This is a genomic window from Carnobacterium sp. (assembly GCF_040274425.1).
Genome location: NZ_JBEMBC010000002.1, coordinates 81,037 through 95,453, shown reverse-complemented (window position 1 = coordinate 95,453; position 14,417 = coordinate 81,037). Strand labels below are relative to the sequence as shown.

The 14,417-nt window shown below is 34.1% G+C and carries 13 protein-coding genes and 1 tRNA gene; 7 read left to right on the top strand and 7 right to left on the bottom strand.

Going from position 1 to position 14,417, the window contains the following annotated elements; genetic code table 11:
• The first annotated feature begins 682 nt into the window (after positions 1-682).
• From ABS911_RS00935 to asnB, 5 genes are all read left to right on the top strand, one after another.
• A complete protein-coding gene (locus ABS911_RS00935; RefSeq protein WP_350465847.1) occupies positions 683-1,063 on the top strand; it encodes a GntR family transcriptional regulator in 381 nt (126 codons plus the stop codon).
• On the top strand, positions 1,060-1,749 hold the full coding sequence (locus ABS911_RS00930) for an ABC transporter ATP-binding protein (RefSeq protein ID WP_350465846.1): 690 nt from the start codon (positions 1,060-1,062) through the stop codon (positions 1,747-1,749). The genes ABS911_RS00935 and ABS911_RS00930 overlap by 4 nt, the downstream gene beginning before the upstream one ends.
• Positions 1,746-2,579, top strand: a complete 834-nt coding sequence (locus tag ABS911_RS00925; RefSeq protein ID WP_350465845.1) for a hypothetical protein — start codon at positions 1,746-1,748, stop codon at positions 2,577-2,579. The genes ABS911_RS00930 and ABS911_RS00925 overlap by 4 nt, the downstream gene beginning before the upstream one ends.
• 16 nt (positions 2,580-2,595) lie before the next feature.
• Positions 2,596-3,852, top strand: coding sequence for a hypothetical protein (locus ABS911_RS00920; RefSeq protein ID WP_350465844.1), 1,257 nt, complete (start codon positions 2,596-2,598; stop codon positions 3,850-3,852).
• A gap of 201 nt (positions 3,853-4,053) precedes the next feature.
• Positions 4,054-5,946, top strand: a complete 1,893-nt coding sequence (gene asnB, locus ABS911_RS00915) for an asparagine synthase (glutamine-hydrolyzing) (RefSeq protein WP_350465843.1) — start codon at positions 4,054-4,056, stop codon at positions 5,944-5,946.
• Positions 5,947-6,093: 147 nt separating this feature from the next.
• Here the strand turns inward: asnB and ABS911_RS00910 are convergent.
• Positions 6,094-6,167: transfer RNA gene (locus tag ABS911_RS00910), tRNA-Arg, on the bottom strand.
• An 89-nt stretch (positions 6,168-6,256) separates the two neighbouring features.
• Positions 6,257-6,871, bottom strand: a complete 615-nt coding sequence (locus ABS911_RS00905; RefSeq protein ID WP_350465842.1) for a TetR/AcrR family transcriptional regulator — start codon at positions 6,869-6,871, stop codon at positions 6,257-6,259.
• 345 nt (positions 6,872-7,216) lie between these two features.
• Here ABS911_RS00905 and ABS911_RS00900 point away from each other — a divergent pair, with 345 nt between their 5' ends.
• Positions 7,217-8,104: a hypothetical protein gene (locus tag ABS911_RS00900; RefSeq protein WP_350465841.1), complete on the top strand. Its 888-nt coding sequence runs from the start codon at positions 7,217-7,219 to the stop codon at positions 8,102-8,104.
• Between the two features lie 83 nt (positions 8,105-8,187).
• Here ABS911_RS00900 and ABS911_RS00895 read toward each other — a convergent pair whose 3' ends face one another.
• Positions 8,188-9,426 carry an aminopeptidase gene (locus ABS911_RS00895; protein ID WP_350465840.1) on the bottom strand — a complete coding sequence of 413 codons (1,239 nt, stop codon included), beginning with the start codon at positions 9,424-9,426 and terminating at the stop codon, positions 8,188-8,190.
• Positions 9,427-9,972: 546 nt separating this feature from the next.
• Between ABS911_RS00895 and ABS911_RS00890 the strand changes: the two genes are divergently transcribed.
• A complete protein-coding gene (locus tag ABS911_RS00890) occupies positions 9,973-10,530 on the top strand; it encodes a TetR/AcrR family transcriptional regulator (protein WP_350465839.1) in 558 nt (185 codons plus the stop codon).
• A 180-nt stretch (positions 10,531-10,710) separates the two neighbouring features.
• Here ABS911_RS00890 and ABS911_RS00885 read toward each other — a convergent pair whose 3' ends face one another.
• From ABS911_RS00885 to ABS911_RS00870, 4 genes are all read right to left on the bottom strand, one after another.
• Positions 10,711-11,166: a flavodoxin gene (locus ABS911_RS00885; RefSeq protein ID WP_350465838.1), complete on the bottom strand. Its 456-nt coding sequence runs from the start codon at positions 11,164-11,166 to the stop codon at positions 10,711-10,713.
• Positions 11,167-11,271: 105 nt separating this feature from the next.
• A complete protein-coding gene (locus tag ABS911_RS00880) occupies positions 11,272-12,360 on the bottom strand; it encodes a glycosyltransferase family 4 protein (RefSeq protein ID WP_350465837.1) in 1,089 nt (362 codons plus the stop codon).
• 80 nt (positions 12,361-12,440) lie between these two features.
• A complete protein-coding gene (locus ABS911_RS00875; RefSeq protein ID WP_350465836.1) occupies positions 12,441-13,181 on the bottom strand; it encodes a WecB/TagA/CpsF family glycosyltransferase in 741 nt (246 codons plus the stop codon).
• A 110-nt stretch (positions 13,182-13,291) separates the two neighbouring features.
• Complete coding sequence (locus tag ABS911_RS00870) at positions 13,292-14,200, bottom strand: RluA family pseudouridine synthase (RefSeq protein ID WP_350465835.1); 909 nt, start codon at positions 14,198-14,200, stop codon at positions 13,292-13,294.
• Positions 14,201-14,417 lie beyond the last annotated feature (217 nt).

Genomic DNA, 14,417 nt, shown 5'->3' with positions numbered 1-14,417 from the left:
TAACAATCTAGATGAATTATTACGAGCAAAAAGTAACTAGAGAGGTACTACTTAACAATCTAGATGAATTATTGTGAGTAAATAGTAACTAGAGAGGCGCTACTTAACATTCTAGATGAATTATTACGAGCAAATAGTAACTAGAGAGGTACTATTTAACAATCTAGATGAATTATTATGAGTAAATAGTAACTAGAGAGGCACTACTTAATATTCTGAACAAATTTCCACTATGAAATATCAGCTATAGAGGCTCTATCTATCATACCAAACAAATTATTGCTAACTAATATGAAGTAGACAGTCTCTACATAATAATGCATTTAATATAGAAAACTTTTCGGTCACGAAAAGTTCCCAATCCAAAAAGAACTTAAGAATATTAATCAATTTCCTGCGTTACCTAAAAAAACTCCAGAAATTTAGCCTTCTGGAGCTTCGCTTACCAAAATTATTTGACATAATGCCGTTTCTTTATAAGTACAAGTGTTCAAATATAATGAATAAGGACTCTTTTCTTTAGGATCATTACTTTAGAAACAAAAAAAGATTGACAATAAAAGTGTGTGAAGGATATAATACAGTCAATGGTGTATTAACCGTTTCATACACGTTTTTTTATCTAATGTGTACTAATTGATTAATACAGTTGTAAGAAAACGAAATCAAAATGGAGGCTGCTATGAACGTTAATTTTAATAAACGAGATCCGCTTTACGAACAAGTCGTTCGTCATTTTAAAGAAGAAATTGCAGCAGGAAAATTACTGCCGGGTCAAGAAATGCCGTCTAGACGGGAATTGGCCAGTCAGTTGAAAATCAATCCGAACACAGCCCAGCGAGCGTATAAGGAAATGGAGGAACAAGGCTTGATTTATACAGAAAGCAATTCACCAAGTAAAATTTCAGAAAACCAGAGTGTTTTGGGAGCCGTTCAAGATGAATTGTTGGGAGAAGCCGTTTCTTCGTTTGTGTCTGCGATTCGTCCGATTCAGGTACCACTGGATAAAGTCATAGGGTTGATCAAAGAAAAATACGTCGATGAATCAGGAGGAGTAAAATGATTGAAGTAAAAGGGATTACAAAAAAATTTGGTCGGAAAAAGGTTTTGAAGGGGATTTCGTTTACAGCTAATAAAGGCGAGATCACGTGTATCATCGGCATTAATGGTGTGGGGAAAACGACTATTTTAAATGGAATCATGAATTTAACTCCAATGAATAGCGGTGAGATTCTCATTGACGGAGAGAAGATAAATAAAAAAAGTTATGAAAAGATCACGTTTATCCCGGATACAATGACAATGCTGCCTGGATTTAGGATTGAACAAGCAATGCAATTCATGCAAGATTTTTATCAATCGTGGAATCAAGGGCGTGCTGACGAATTACTAGGATTTTTCAAATTAACAAAAGAGGATAAAATATCTACCCTTTCTAAAGGAAATACGGCTAAAGTGAACTTGATGTTAGGTTTGGCTTTAGATGTAGATTATTTATTAATGGATGAACCTTTTTCAGGAATTGATATTTTTAGCCGCGAACAAATTGCCAATGTGTTTACAAGTCACTTGATTGAAGACCGCGGAGTTATCATAACGACACATGAAATCAACGATATTGAACATTTGATTGATAAAGTCGTGTTGATTGATGAAGGTATAGTATTGAGAGAATTTAACGCAGAGCAAGTTCGTGAAGAAGAGGGTAAATCTGTTGTTGATGTTATGAGAGAGGTGTTTCAGCCATGAAAAACTATTTGAAATTAATGAATTTTGAATTTAACCGTTGTGTAAAACTGTATTTTTCTTTAATTGGGTTGACTATTGTTTCACAGCTTATTGCAGTTTTTGTAGAGTCAAGAAGTTACATAAATCAATTAAATGAAGCGGTCTATCAAAATAAGATGGCAAAAGCTCAGTTTTTAAGTGAAACAGGTCAAATGAGTATGTTTTGGGTAGTTAATAATATTTGGTTTTTATTGCCTATTATCATCAGCGTCACAGCTGTGTTATTCTATAGTTTTTATATCTGGTACGTTGAGTGGATGGGGAAGAATACATTTATTTATCGGTTATTGATGCTACCAACGACCCGCATGACTGTTTTCTGGTCTAAACTATCAACAATAGCTTTGATGATTTTTGGATTGGTTTCTATTCAGCTCGTATTATTAGTTGTTGAAAGTCAATTATTAAAACTATTGATTTCAAGTGACATTCGGCTGGATCTATCTATTCAACAAATAAGTGAAATATCCTTTTATCTGTCACTTTTTATACCACAATCCTTTCTTTCTTTTATCATTTATTATGGTACTGGATTTGTATTGCTTTTCTTAGGATTCACAGCTGTATTATTTGAAAGAAGTTTCCGTTTTAAAGGGATAGTAATGGGTATAGGTTTTAGTATTGTTTTATTTCTTCTGTTTTTGTCACCTATTATTGCTAAAGATATATTTGGTTTTAATTGGCTTTATCCAGGTGAAATAATTATCACAGAAGTTATTGTAGGGTTACTTGTTATTGCATTAAGCAGTTGTATGAGTCATTACTTATTGAATAAAAAAATAACGGTCTAAAGAGGAGGCGAAGAATATGAAACGTTATGGAAAATTAGGTATCATTGTAGGATTAGCTATTCTTTCAATTGGTATTTATTATATACAACCTATTTTTGCGGCAGAGACAAGACCAGAATTTACAGTCTCAGCAAAAAGTGGTGACAAAACATTAATAGAGAATATGTCCATAGAAGGGTATTACTATGAAAATAATTTTTATGGAATAGGAACAGAAATAGAAATTGCGAATGAGGATACAACTTATTATCCAAATCAGTCTTATCTGAGTCAGCTACAAGGCAGTGTAAGCGATAATGAAAAAATGTCGCAATTACAAAAAGATTATCGAAGTTTTATGCGTGGAAAAGTACCTTCTCTAGCCAATTTTTTTGAAGATGATGCTATATTAGCTTACGCAGAAGTAACGACGAATTCCTTATCTGCTGTTACTGAAGATGCGGAATTTATTATTGAAGTGCTGGATAAAAAGACAAATGATGTGCTTTCTTTTTCAGTAGATTTCCCTAAAGCAACAGACTATTTTTCTATGTATATTGAAGACGTTCAAGTTGCCAATAATAAATTAATGGTGGTAACAAATGGTTACTCAATAAATAGCGAAAATGGACCAGACGAACAGCATTTGTATTCAATAGATTTACCAAATGAAAAAATTGAAAAAGACGAAAAAATTCAATTGGATCTAATAGATGCAAAAGACAAACAAATTCAATATGTTGAATTGTTGAACGCAGGAAATGATATCAATTCTTCAAAAACTTTGGTTTACCGTGTAACGCTTGATGTTCCACAGACAGAAATGGAAATATATGATGAAAATGAAATGGTAACTCAACCAGTGTTTGGCTTAATTGGTGTAAATATAGAAACAGGCGAACAATTTTTAATAGATGTTTCAGGTGAATTAGGTAATCCAGCTTTAGGAAATACGATAGCTATTGAAAATTCTACTTTGTATTTTTATAAAACAAATGATAAAACGCTGTCTATTTACTCTTATTCCTTAGAGCAAAAAGAATTAGTTGAGGTGGAATCAGTTGAATTAACTGCAGAACAACTAAAAGCTTTAAAAATGGACGTCGTTCTACAAGTGAATAATGGAATTGTTTTCTTTGTAGACAGTTCTAAGGTAACAGATAAAGATATACAAATTATGGCAATTGACAGTAATTCTGGGGAGCTTGTTTTTGAAGGAGCAATAGAGGAAAAGATTAATCAACCAGCTAAAAGGGATGAGCTTTATCTAAGCAAAATTTTATTTAAACAGTAAAACAGTAGAAATAGAAGAAAGGTATTTTTTCTATTAAATAAATAAATTTTTTAAAAAAAACTATTGATATCTTAAAGTAATAGTTGTAATATAAATGTAACTAAAACACAAAAGACTAGTCTTTTGTGTTTTAGTTTAAAAGCTATTTAATCGTTGATAACAGGAAGTATAAAAAATTATTTTATAAAGGAGAGCACAACTATGTGCGGTTTTGTTGGATATATTTCCAATGCAGAAAATACAATGCAAAAAACAATTGAGAACACGATTAATCAAATGAATAAAATGATTGTACATAGAGGACCAGATGAAGAAGGCTATTATAGCGATGACACGATTGCTTTAGGTTTTAGAAGATTAAGTATTATCGATATCGAAAAAGGGCACCAACCATTGTCTTATGAAGATGAACGGTATTGGATCATCTTTAACGGTGAAATCTATAATTATATAGAATTAAAAAAAGAACTAAGTGTTCAAGGGTATACGTTTAAAACGGATAGTGACACTGAAGTCATCATTGCAGCTTATTCAGCATACAAAGAAAAAGTAGTGGATAAATTAAGAGGAATGTTTGCATTTGTGATTTGGGACAATGTAGAAAAAATGTTCTTTGGAGCTCGTGATCATTTTGGAATCAAACCTTTTTATTATGCAGTAGAAAATCATGGTTTGTATGTGGCTTCTGAAAAGAAAGCTATTTTAAAAGTGGTTCAAGACCGACAACTAGATCACATGGCTTTGCAAAATTATTTAACCTTTCAATATGTTCCGGGATCAGAAACGATGCACCAATCGATTAAGGAACTACTCCCAGGCCATTTTATGACCAAAAAGCTAAATGAGACAGTGAAAACTACGAGATATTGGCAAGCTGATTTCTCACCCATTAACAAATCAGAAGAATTTTTTGCAAAAAAGATCAGAACAAGCTTATGGGATTCCGTTGAAAAACATATGAGATCGGATGTTACAGTTGGTTCCTTCTTATCAGGAGGAATTGATTCGTCAATCATTGTAGCGATGGCACGTGAATTTAATCCTAAACTCAAGACATTATCAGTTGGATTTGAAAGAGACGGATATAACGAAATCAATTTAGCTGAAGAGACAGCAGAAGAATTAAAAGTAGAAAACTTTAGTCATACGATTACAGCAGAAGAGTTTATGGCTGAATTTCCACGTTTTGTTTGGCATATGGATGATCCTTTAGCTGATCCTGCAGCTATGCCGCAATTCTTTTTGTCGGAATTAGCTCGGAAACATGTAAAAGTTGCTTTATCTGGCGAAGGAGCGGATGAATTATTTGGTGGCTATGGTATCTATAACGAACCGCATGCGTTGAGAATGTTCAACTTCACCGGTAAGTATACCAACCAAGCTATCCATCAACTAGCGCGATTAATGCCTGATGGAGTAAAAGGGAAGAGTTTTCTTCTTAGAGGAACGGTTCCTTTAGAACACCGGTACGTTGGAAATGCAAAGATTTTTGAGGAAGTTGAAAAGAAAAATTTACTAACCAATTATAATGCTAACTATCCGTTCAAGGCTGTGACTGACTCATTTTATCAGCAAACGATAGGGCGTAATCCAGTGGACCGCATGCAATTAATCGATATTAATACTTGGCTAAATGGAGATTTACTTTTAAATGCAGATAGAACTACAATGGCTCATTCATTAGAGTTGAGAACACCATTTTTAGATAAAGAAGTATTTAATATTGCTAAAGAAATACCAGCACATTTAAGGCTTGCTCACGGAACGACTAAATATATTTTAAGAAAGGCAGTAGAAGGAATTGTTCCAGAAAATGTTATTTACCGTAAAAAATTAGGTTTTCCAGTTCCCATCCGTCATTGGTTAAAAGATGAAATGTACGATTGGGCATTGACCATTATACGGGAATCTCAAACGGAACATATAGTGAATAAAGCTTATGTTGAAGATCTTTTGATTCATCATCGCATAGGTAAGATAGATTATTCACGCAAAATATGGACAGCTTTAACTTTTATGGTTTGGCACCGTATCTATGTTGAAGAATCTCAAGAATTTTTGACTGAACCTCTACGCTTTGCTGTACAGCATTAATCAAGATATAAAAATAAATAAAATCATTAAAAAAGAACCTTATTCAAACAAGGTTCTTTTTTTGATTTTCTCATTTTTGATAAAATTTAAAATAGAAAAGGGATCTTCTTTTTTACAAACACTATTTTTCTCTTTATTGATATAGGATGATCCTAGAGAGATTTGAACTCCCGACCTAACGTTTAGGAAACGTTTGCTCTATCCACCTGAGCTATAGGACCCTATGAACACAGGCTCTATTTTCTCACAGTTTAAAATAAATGTCTAGGTTTAAAATACAAATACAAATTTATTTCGATAATGAACTAGTTTAGTCGTTTTCGATTACAAGATCGGATACGGGCAATTTAAAGACACTACGATCTAATACAAAGATGTCCGTCAGTTGCTGTGCCATCTCAATAGTAGAAGAAGCGTACTTCGTTTCATCCCATTCAACTAAATATCCATAAATTCCATTAGCGACATAAGCGCCAAGAAGATTTTGTGATTTTAAAGAATATTGAGCAGTTGGGAAAAAATTCTCGATCAAAAATTGTTTTAAAACAGCAGAAAAATACAATTGAAAGTTTAGAAAACCGACAGAATGAATGGCTAAATGAAAAAAATTACGGTGTTCAGAGATAAAAATAAAGAGGGCATCTGATAAAGGAGTGGTTTTTAAGTTAGAATAACAGATACCTTGGTAGTTATCTTCCAACATGATCGTTAGATGTTCTAAAAAGTGATCTTGTATTTCTTTTAAAATATCTTCTTTATACGCATAATGCTTATAAAACGTCCCTCTATTGACACCAGCTTTATTGACAATTTCAGTAATTGAAATTGTCTTAAAATCGCGTTCATTTAATAAAGTAATAAACGTTTCAGATATAGCCTTCTTACTACGCAGAATGCGAATATCGACTACTTCTTTTTGTGGCATAAAGTTTCCTCCTGAAATTAAGGTAATGCTTATTTATCTACGCATAAAAACTGATATTTAAATAGTTGTATGTACAATTATCAGTATACAGTAAAACAAGCTAGAAAGGACAAAGCAGTAGAATTAATAAGTGAACAATTGGTGACATATCAACAATTTGTCACCAATTGTTCAAGAATTTCCTAGTGAAAATAGCGATATAGTGCCTAAATAAAAAAATTGAACGATTCAAAAGAGGGCAGTTGTTAAATGGATAAAAAAAGTACATAAAAATAAAAAAACATGTGATATAATAAGGTTGACTAAACAAATCGTTTATTATTTTTGAGGAGTGAGAAGTTAAGGATGGGTATAAGGGATCTAGTAAAAAAATGGATTGGAAATCACAATGATGAAGTAGGTTCAACAGACGTTGCAGTTTTGGAAAGAAGTGAAAACGTTTTTTTTGCTGCCGATGAAGAAAGTAATCAACCAATAAATTATGAAGTTTATTACAATATGATCAAACAAGAAGTCGAATTGACTAGTACTGTTTTATCGTCTCAATATGATGGAGCATTAACTAGCGATGTCGTAAAAGTAGAAATAGATGGGATTCCGGTTTTTATTGAACGTAACGAGTTGGAATTTAAAGCTCATCAACTGCCATTAATGCGTTATGTAGGTGAAAAAATCCAGTTTCAACTCATTAGTATAAATGAAAAAGAAGGTTGGATGCTGGGGTCAGCAAAAAAAATAAAAGAAAAAGAATTTGATCTACTACATAAAGAATTAAAAGCAGGGAAAATATTCGAAGCTGAATTAACAAAGAACTTACGTTATGGAGCTTACTTATTGATTGGGAATACTTCTGTTCAGATGCTCAATAAAGATTTCGCTGAAGACCATACAACGATTGGCGATGTATTAACTATAGGAGATACTATCAAAGTACGGTTTAATCGTATTACTGAAAATAAAAATTTGAGGGTAGAACCTATTGTAAAATACAAAAATGAAGCTTCCGTATCTTTAGCGGATATGGAACCCAATCAAGTTGTATTAGGGGCTGTCAGAAGTATCAAAAAATGGGGTGTCTTTGTAAGAATTGCACCGAATTTAGATGCACTGTGCTCTATTCCGACGCATTTAGAAATAAAAGAAGGCGATACAGTTTCATTCAGAATCACACAAGTCTTAAAAGAAGAAAGACGGGTCCGAGGAAAAATTGTTCGACTGGTAAAAAAAGATTAACTAAAAAGCAGTAGAGATAGACAAAAAAACGACTAGGCAATTGCCTAGTCGTTTTTTTGTCTATCTCTAGATTAGTTCATACATTAAGCCCAATCACCATTACGGAAAACGGGAACAGTGCTACCATCTTTGCGGATACCATCCACATCCATTTTGTCAGAACCAATCATGAAGTCAACATGAATCGTTGAACGATTTAAGCCGGCAGCTTTTAATTCTTCTTCTGACATTTCTGTCCCACCAATCAAACTAAAGGCGTAAGCAGATCCTAAAGCCAAATGGTTTGAGGCATTTTCATCGAATAAAGTATTGAAAAATACGATACCTGATTGAGAAATAGGAGAAGGATCAGGAACTAAAGCTACTTCACCTAAGCGTGCAGAACCTTCGTCTGTCGCAACTAAATTTTTCAAGACCTCTTCGCCTTGTTCAGCAGTAACATTTACCACTTTACCATCTTTAAATGTAAATTCCATGTTTAAAATCGTGTTTCCAGAATAACTCAATGGCTTAGTGCTGCGAACCACACCGTCAACGCGATTAGCGTCAGGAGCAGTAAAGACTTCTTCAGTGGGCATATTCGCCATGAAACGTTCGCCACGAACGTTATCACTACCGGCACCTTCCCAACGGTGTCCTTCAGGTAAACCAACCGTTAAATCAGTACCAGGAGCTGTGTAGTGCAACGCTACAAATTGTTCTTTGTTTAATTCTTCAGCTTTTTCATTTAATGTTACATCTTTTTTAGCCCAAGTTTCAACAGGATCGGCATCGTAAAGGCTAACACCTTTGAAGATAGCATCCCATAATGCATCAACTTGTTCTTCTTCAGTTGGCAAATCAGGGAAGACTTTAGCTGCCCATTTAGCACCAGCAGCTGCAGCAACAGTCCAGCTCACTTTATTTGCTTGAGTTGCTTTGCGTTGTTCACTTAAGGCTTTTCCAGCTGCAGATTGATAAGCAGCGATTTTATCGCTATCTACACCAGATAATGCATCTGGATCTGAAGAACGAACGCTGATACGGCTAGCTCCCTTAGCAATTTGATCTAATGATTCATCGATTTTATATTGTGGAATAGCAGTTAAACGATCTTGAGGTGTTCCGATAAACTGTTCGCGGTTCACGACATCATCAGCCCATTTTACAATAACTTCTGTAGCGCCTAGAGCATAAGCTTCTTTGGTAATTAAACGAGCTAAGGGTGCTTGGTCTACATCGATTTGCAAGACGACCGTGTGTCCTTCTGTCACATTTATACCCGATTTAACGAGCAAATGAGCGTATTTTTGTAAATTTTCTTCAAAGTTTGGCAATACCATATTTTTTCCTCCTAATAATACGAAATGAGGTTGGAACAAAAGGAACTAAAAGTAAACAAACATTCTTCTAGCTAGTCAGGTTTCAAACTCTTACTAGATAATAATAGCATACGAAAGAAAGAGAAACAATTTCGTGAAAAAAACTTTTTTTGGAATGGAAAACAAAAATAAATTGACAATAGATAACCATCGTGATTCTATCGTTTTTTTAAAGTGAATAAATAACTATACCAATCTAATAGAGCGAACGTATAATGCACAAGTGTTTGTTTTTGCAGGACAAAAGAGTTCTCTTTTAATCACAATAGTGATAGAATAAATTAAGGGTTATTGGAGAGAGAATCCGAATAAGACAGGTACAGTATTGTTTTTAATCACAAGTATAAGAATGATGCTGTTTGACACTGAACTCAATTTCTAGATGAGGTTGGTCAGTTAGTTATAAAAGAGAAGTCAAAAACTGTTGGTTGCAGATTACGAAACATTCGGAAATAGTTTATAATGTCCCCTAGTTATTGGTAAATGATGCAAAAGAGGTGAACTGAGATGGCTAGAAAGAAAACAATTTTAAAATCACAAATTCTTGAAACAGCATATCAAGTTGTTAAAACAGAAGGATTTGAAGGTTTTACGGCACGCAACATTGCTAAAAAAATGGATTGCTCAACGCAGCCTATATATCTAGAATTTAAAAACATGGACGATTTAAAACAAGAACTCGTTGTGAAAATTAAAAACTATATCGATGAGTCCATTTATACAAAAGAACGCAAAGAAGATTCATTGCTCAATATGTGTTTGAACTATGTCTATTTTGCAAAAGAGGAACCTGTTTTTTTCAAAGCACTTTTCTTTGAGTCACAACTAGATACGGATCAAATGCATGCCATTTCATTGGATATGATGATGGAAGTCTTTAATCAAAATGAAGGAACTAAAGATTTGTCTAAAGCTGAAAAAATGAAACTATTTAAAAATATTTGGATTACAGTTCATGGCACAGCTGTTTTAATTGCACAAGGCTTCTTGAAGTTCCACGAAAAAGACGTAACTGATTATATCAATCAAGTATTAGTACAATATGTTCCAAATTATACAGCATAAAAAAACTTCCTTGTCATTACGGCGAGGAAGTTTTTTTATGCTATTCGTCAAATAATATTTATAGTTTAAAATAAATTTCTTTTTGAATGTTTTACATGGCTACAAACAACCTCTATTCTTTCAGAAATTTCAACTAAGCTTATTTATTAGTTATCAATATTAAAAATGATAAACTCTTTTTTAAGAAAGAGACTCGGCTTTTTCCACTAATGCTTTAGCAAAAGCTTTTAGATGTTTGATATCTTCTTCATTAGCATCTAAGTCAACTTTGACACTTTCAGCACCTTCTACTGCACCGATTGAAGCTAACTTGTCGGAAAAATCATCTACTGATTGGCAAAATTTATCATAAAAGTGATCTCCTGATCCAAAAGCACCAAAAATTTTGCCCGTTAAATCAATTTCACTCAGTTCTTCATAAAAATCTACGAATTCATCTGGTAAATTCGCATCATTTCCATAAGTGTACGTACCGATGATACAGATATCGACATCCAATAAATCTTCTGGTTCAGCTTGCATGCATTCAACTGTTTCAACATCCACACCTAAATCTTTTAACGCTTCGTCTACAATATCTGCGCACTCTGCTGTGTTACCGGTTAAACTTGCAAAGACAATCAAAGCTTTGGTCATTTATCTATCATCCTTTTCTACACGTGTGTATTTCCTTAACAGAGTATACCAAAGGTAAGGCAAGTTCTGCAATAAAAGAAACAACTGCACTTATTAAAGAGCGGATTAATTACGCATTAATTTTTCGTAAAGAGTCAATGTTTCACTATAAAAACGATCAAGAGAAAACTGATTAGAGGCCAATTGATAGAGTCGCTCGCCTTTAGATTCTAAGGTATGATTTTCCCACTCATCGTAGGCTTCATTTAGAGCAGTTGTTAACGACTCTACGGAATCGGCAGGAATACACCAACCATAACTCTCATCTGGTACTAAAAGAGAAACGTCACCAACATCTGTAGCAATAAAAGGCACTTTATGGTTCGCCGATTCAAGGAGAACCATCGGAAAACCCTCATTGGAAGAGGTTAAGACTGTGATATCCGATTTAGTAATGGCTTCATCTACTTGTGGTTTATTTAAAAAGCCTAAAAAGTGAACATTTTCCTGCATACCTAACTGCTGGACCTTTTTTTCAAGAGGGACTCTTAATTCTCCATCGCCAACTAAGTTTAAAGAAAAATTAGTGAAGTCAGCAGCATATAGGCTGTCTAATAGTCGTTCATGCCCTTTAATTGGATGCAAGCGAGCAACGCAAGTCAAAGTGAACTTGTCATTCATCATTGGCGGATTAGTTCTATCCGAGTTGAACTGAATCCCATTATAAATAATCGTTAGTTTGTTTTTATTGATGCCTAATTTAAGCAAAGGGGCCATTAAACTGTCCGTTACTACAATCAAGTGATCCGCTTTTTTTAAACTGGCCAGATTAAATTTAGTGAATAACGTTCCTTTGATGCCTCTGTTCATAAAATCAAGTGTAGGATCACTATGTACCGTGATGAGCCACTGTGCAGCAACTTTTTTATGAATCGTAGAAAAAATAAAGTTCGCACGCGCACCATGGGTATGTACGATATCAAAAGACTGGTTAGTAATGAACTGAGTCAAACGTTTCAAAATAGATAAATCATAACGTGATTGTTGTTCAAGAACGTGTACAACGATCCCTAACTTTTTAGCTTCATCCGCAATAATGCCATTTTCTAGAACGAGCAACTCAGCCGTTGTTGGATCAAATTGAGAAAGCAGGGAGAGGATGTGATTTTTTCCGCCACCATCTTCTAAGCCCGCATTGATGTGTAATACTTTCATATTTGTCTGACCTCATTTGTATGTGATTTTTATTAAAAATTTTGCAAAAAAAACTGAACAGATCTGTTCAGTTTTTTGGACTATTTTTTGGAAAATTGTTTCTTTTCATTTCTTACTTCGCGTAAGAAGTGAGGCAAAGCCATCATCCGTTTCAAACGATAGGGTTGTTTAATTAAACGATACAACCACTCCATATTCAATTGAATAAAGAATTTTGGAGCACGTTTTGATTTTCCAGAAAGAACGTCAAAGCTACCGCCTACACCCATTAATAACCCTTTCGAAGCGGTAGTCATATAGTGCTGGATCCATTGCTCTTGTTTTGGATAACCCAACGCAACAAAGACCATATCTGGTTGCGTATCTTGAACGGATTTAATAATCGAAGCATCTGAAAAATCAAAGTAACCATTTCTGGCACCTACTAAATTGATTGAAGGGTAGCGTTCACGAACGGTTTTAACGGTATTTTGTAAAACCTCTTCTTGGGCGCCTAACAAGTAAACCCGGCTGCCTTGTTTATTAGCTTCTTCAAGCAAAGCCAACATTAAATCGTATCCTGCAACTCGTTCTACAATTGGAGTTCCTAATATTTCAGATCCTTTTATAATGCCGATTCCGTCAGCAATAATGTAGTCCGCTTCTTTCATTAATGACATATAAGCGGAATCTTTTTTTGCATACATCACAATTTCTGGATTCGCGGTCACCACAAAAGATTTTTGCTTGTGGTTGACCCGATCCATTAACTCTTCGAGGAAAGTTTCTTTTGTTTTATTGTCAAAAGAAACTCCTAATACAGATACTTTTTTATGCTCCATAATCGCCAACCATCCTTAAACCCTTTTACTAATATAGACATTTCATTTATCATACCATTGAACTAGAGGAGAGATAAAGCAAAGCTTTATTATTTTTTTATTAAATAGAATTATTTTGAGTGCATCAAGAAAACTTTGGGCACTTTTGAATGGAACCGAACCAATTCTTTACTAGTAGGGTGAATCAAAGCTAATGTAGTGGCATGCAAACCTAAACGTTTTAAAGGGTTAGAAGTTGCGCCATATTTCTTATCTCCTGCAACGGGGTGATCAAGTGTTTCCATATGAACACGAATTTGGTTTTTTCGTCCAGTTTCCAAACGTGCTTCTAATAATGTGAAATCATCATTGTTCCGGATTTTTTTGTAATGGGTAATGGCTAATTTTCCGCCGTTATCATAAGTAGCTGAATGAACTTTCATCGCTTTGCTTTCTGTTAACCACGTTTTAATCGTGCCTTCATCTTCAGAAACGATGCCTTCAACTAAAACGGTGTAGATACGTTCTTTAACAATGTCTTTCCAGTTTTCTTGCATCTCTTGTTTGACCTGTTCTGTTTTTGCAAAAACCATCACACCTGAAGTATCACGGTCTAAGCGATGAACCACGTATATACGGTTATTGTGATTCTCTTGTTTGACATAGTTGATCAATTGACGATGTGCCGTTAATTCTTGCGCAAATTTAGCAGCAATGGACAATAAACCGGCTTCTTTATCTATAACGATAATCGCGTCGTCTTCATACAAAATAGTCATTCCAACCAAAGCTGTCTCTTTTATCGCTGCTTTATTGGATTGAATCGCGACAACTTGATTAGGAAGCAAAGGGTGATTGTGTTTTTTTATTACTTTTCCATCCACCGTCACTTGGCCTCTGGTTAAAATCGATTTGACTGAATTACGACTTGTATGACTCATGATGCTTAATAGAAAAGGCAGTAGTTCTATTGGTTCAGTTACCGTATATAGTTGATTATTGGTATTTTTTTTAGGGGTATAAGTTGTTTTTTTATTCATTAAAAACCACTCGCTCTCATTAATTGTTCTATAGTAAAGTATAACGGAAAACGGGATAAAAATAACCCTAAAGTAAGAATTTTTCAAATAGAAAGCCTTTTAAAGTCTAATTCAAGCTAAAAGTAAGAATTGAAACCATTTATTTATGAGAGAAAAGGCATACATTTTAATCAATCAGAAGAATGGTTCACAATTTCAAGAAATAAGCTTATAATGA

Bases quoted from the DNA above. Each gene is read 5' to 3' on its own strand.
- ABS911_RS00875 (WP_350465836.1), bottom strand. From the start codon at position 13,181: ATGGAGCATAAAAAAGTATCTGTATTAGGAGTTTCTTTTGACAATAAA.
- ABS911_RS00925 (WP_350465845.1), top strand. From the start codon at position 1,746: ATGAAAAACTATTTGAAATTAATGAATTTTGAATTTAACCGTTGTGTA.
- ABS911_RS00905 (WP_350465842.1), bottom strand. From the start codon at position 6,871: ATGCCACAAAAAGAAGTAGTCGATATTCGCATTCTGCGTAGTAAGAAG.
- ABS911_RS00885 (WP_350465838.1), bottom strand. From the start codon at position 11,166: ATGACCAAAGCTTTGATTGTCTTTGCAAGTTTAACCGGTAACACAGCA.
- ABS911_RS00870 (WP_350465835.1), bottom strand. From the start codon at position 14,200: ATGAATAAAAAAACAACTTATACCCCTAAAAAAAATACCAATAATCAA.
- asnB (WP_350465843.1), top strand. From the start codon at position 4,054: ATGTGCGGTTTTGTTGGATATATTTCCAATGCAGAAAATACAATGCAA.
- ABS911_RS00880 (WP_350465837.1), bottom strand. From the start codon at position 12,360: ATGAAAGTATTACACATCAATGCGGGCTTAGAAGATGGTGGCGGAAAA.
- ABS911_RS00920 (WP_350465844.1), top strand. From the start codon at position 2,596: ATGAAACGTTATGGAAAATTAGGTATCATTGTAGGATTAGCTATTCTT.
- ABS911_RS00935 (WP_350465847.1), top strand. From the start codon at position 683: ATGAACGTTAATTTTAATAAACGAGATCCGCTTTACGAACAAGTCGTT.
- ABS911_RS00930 (WP_350465846.1), top strand. From the start codon at position 1,060: ATGATTGAAGTAAAAGGGATTACAAAAAAATTTGGTCGGAAAAAGGTT.
- ABS911_RS00890 (WP_350465839.1), top strand. From the start codon at position 9,973: ATGGCTAGAAAGAAAACAATTTTAAAATCACAAATTCTTGAAACAGCA.
- ABS911_RS00895 (WP_350465840.1), bottom strand. From the start codon at position 9,426: ATGGTATTGCCAAACTTTGAAGAAAATTTACAAAAATACGCTCATTTG.
- ABS911_RS00900 (WP_350465841.1), top strand. From the start codon at position 7,217: ATGGGTATAAGGGATCTAGTAAAAAAATGGATTGGAAATCACAATGAT.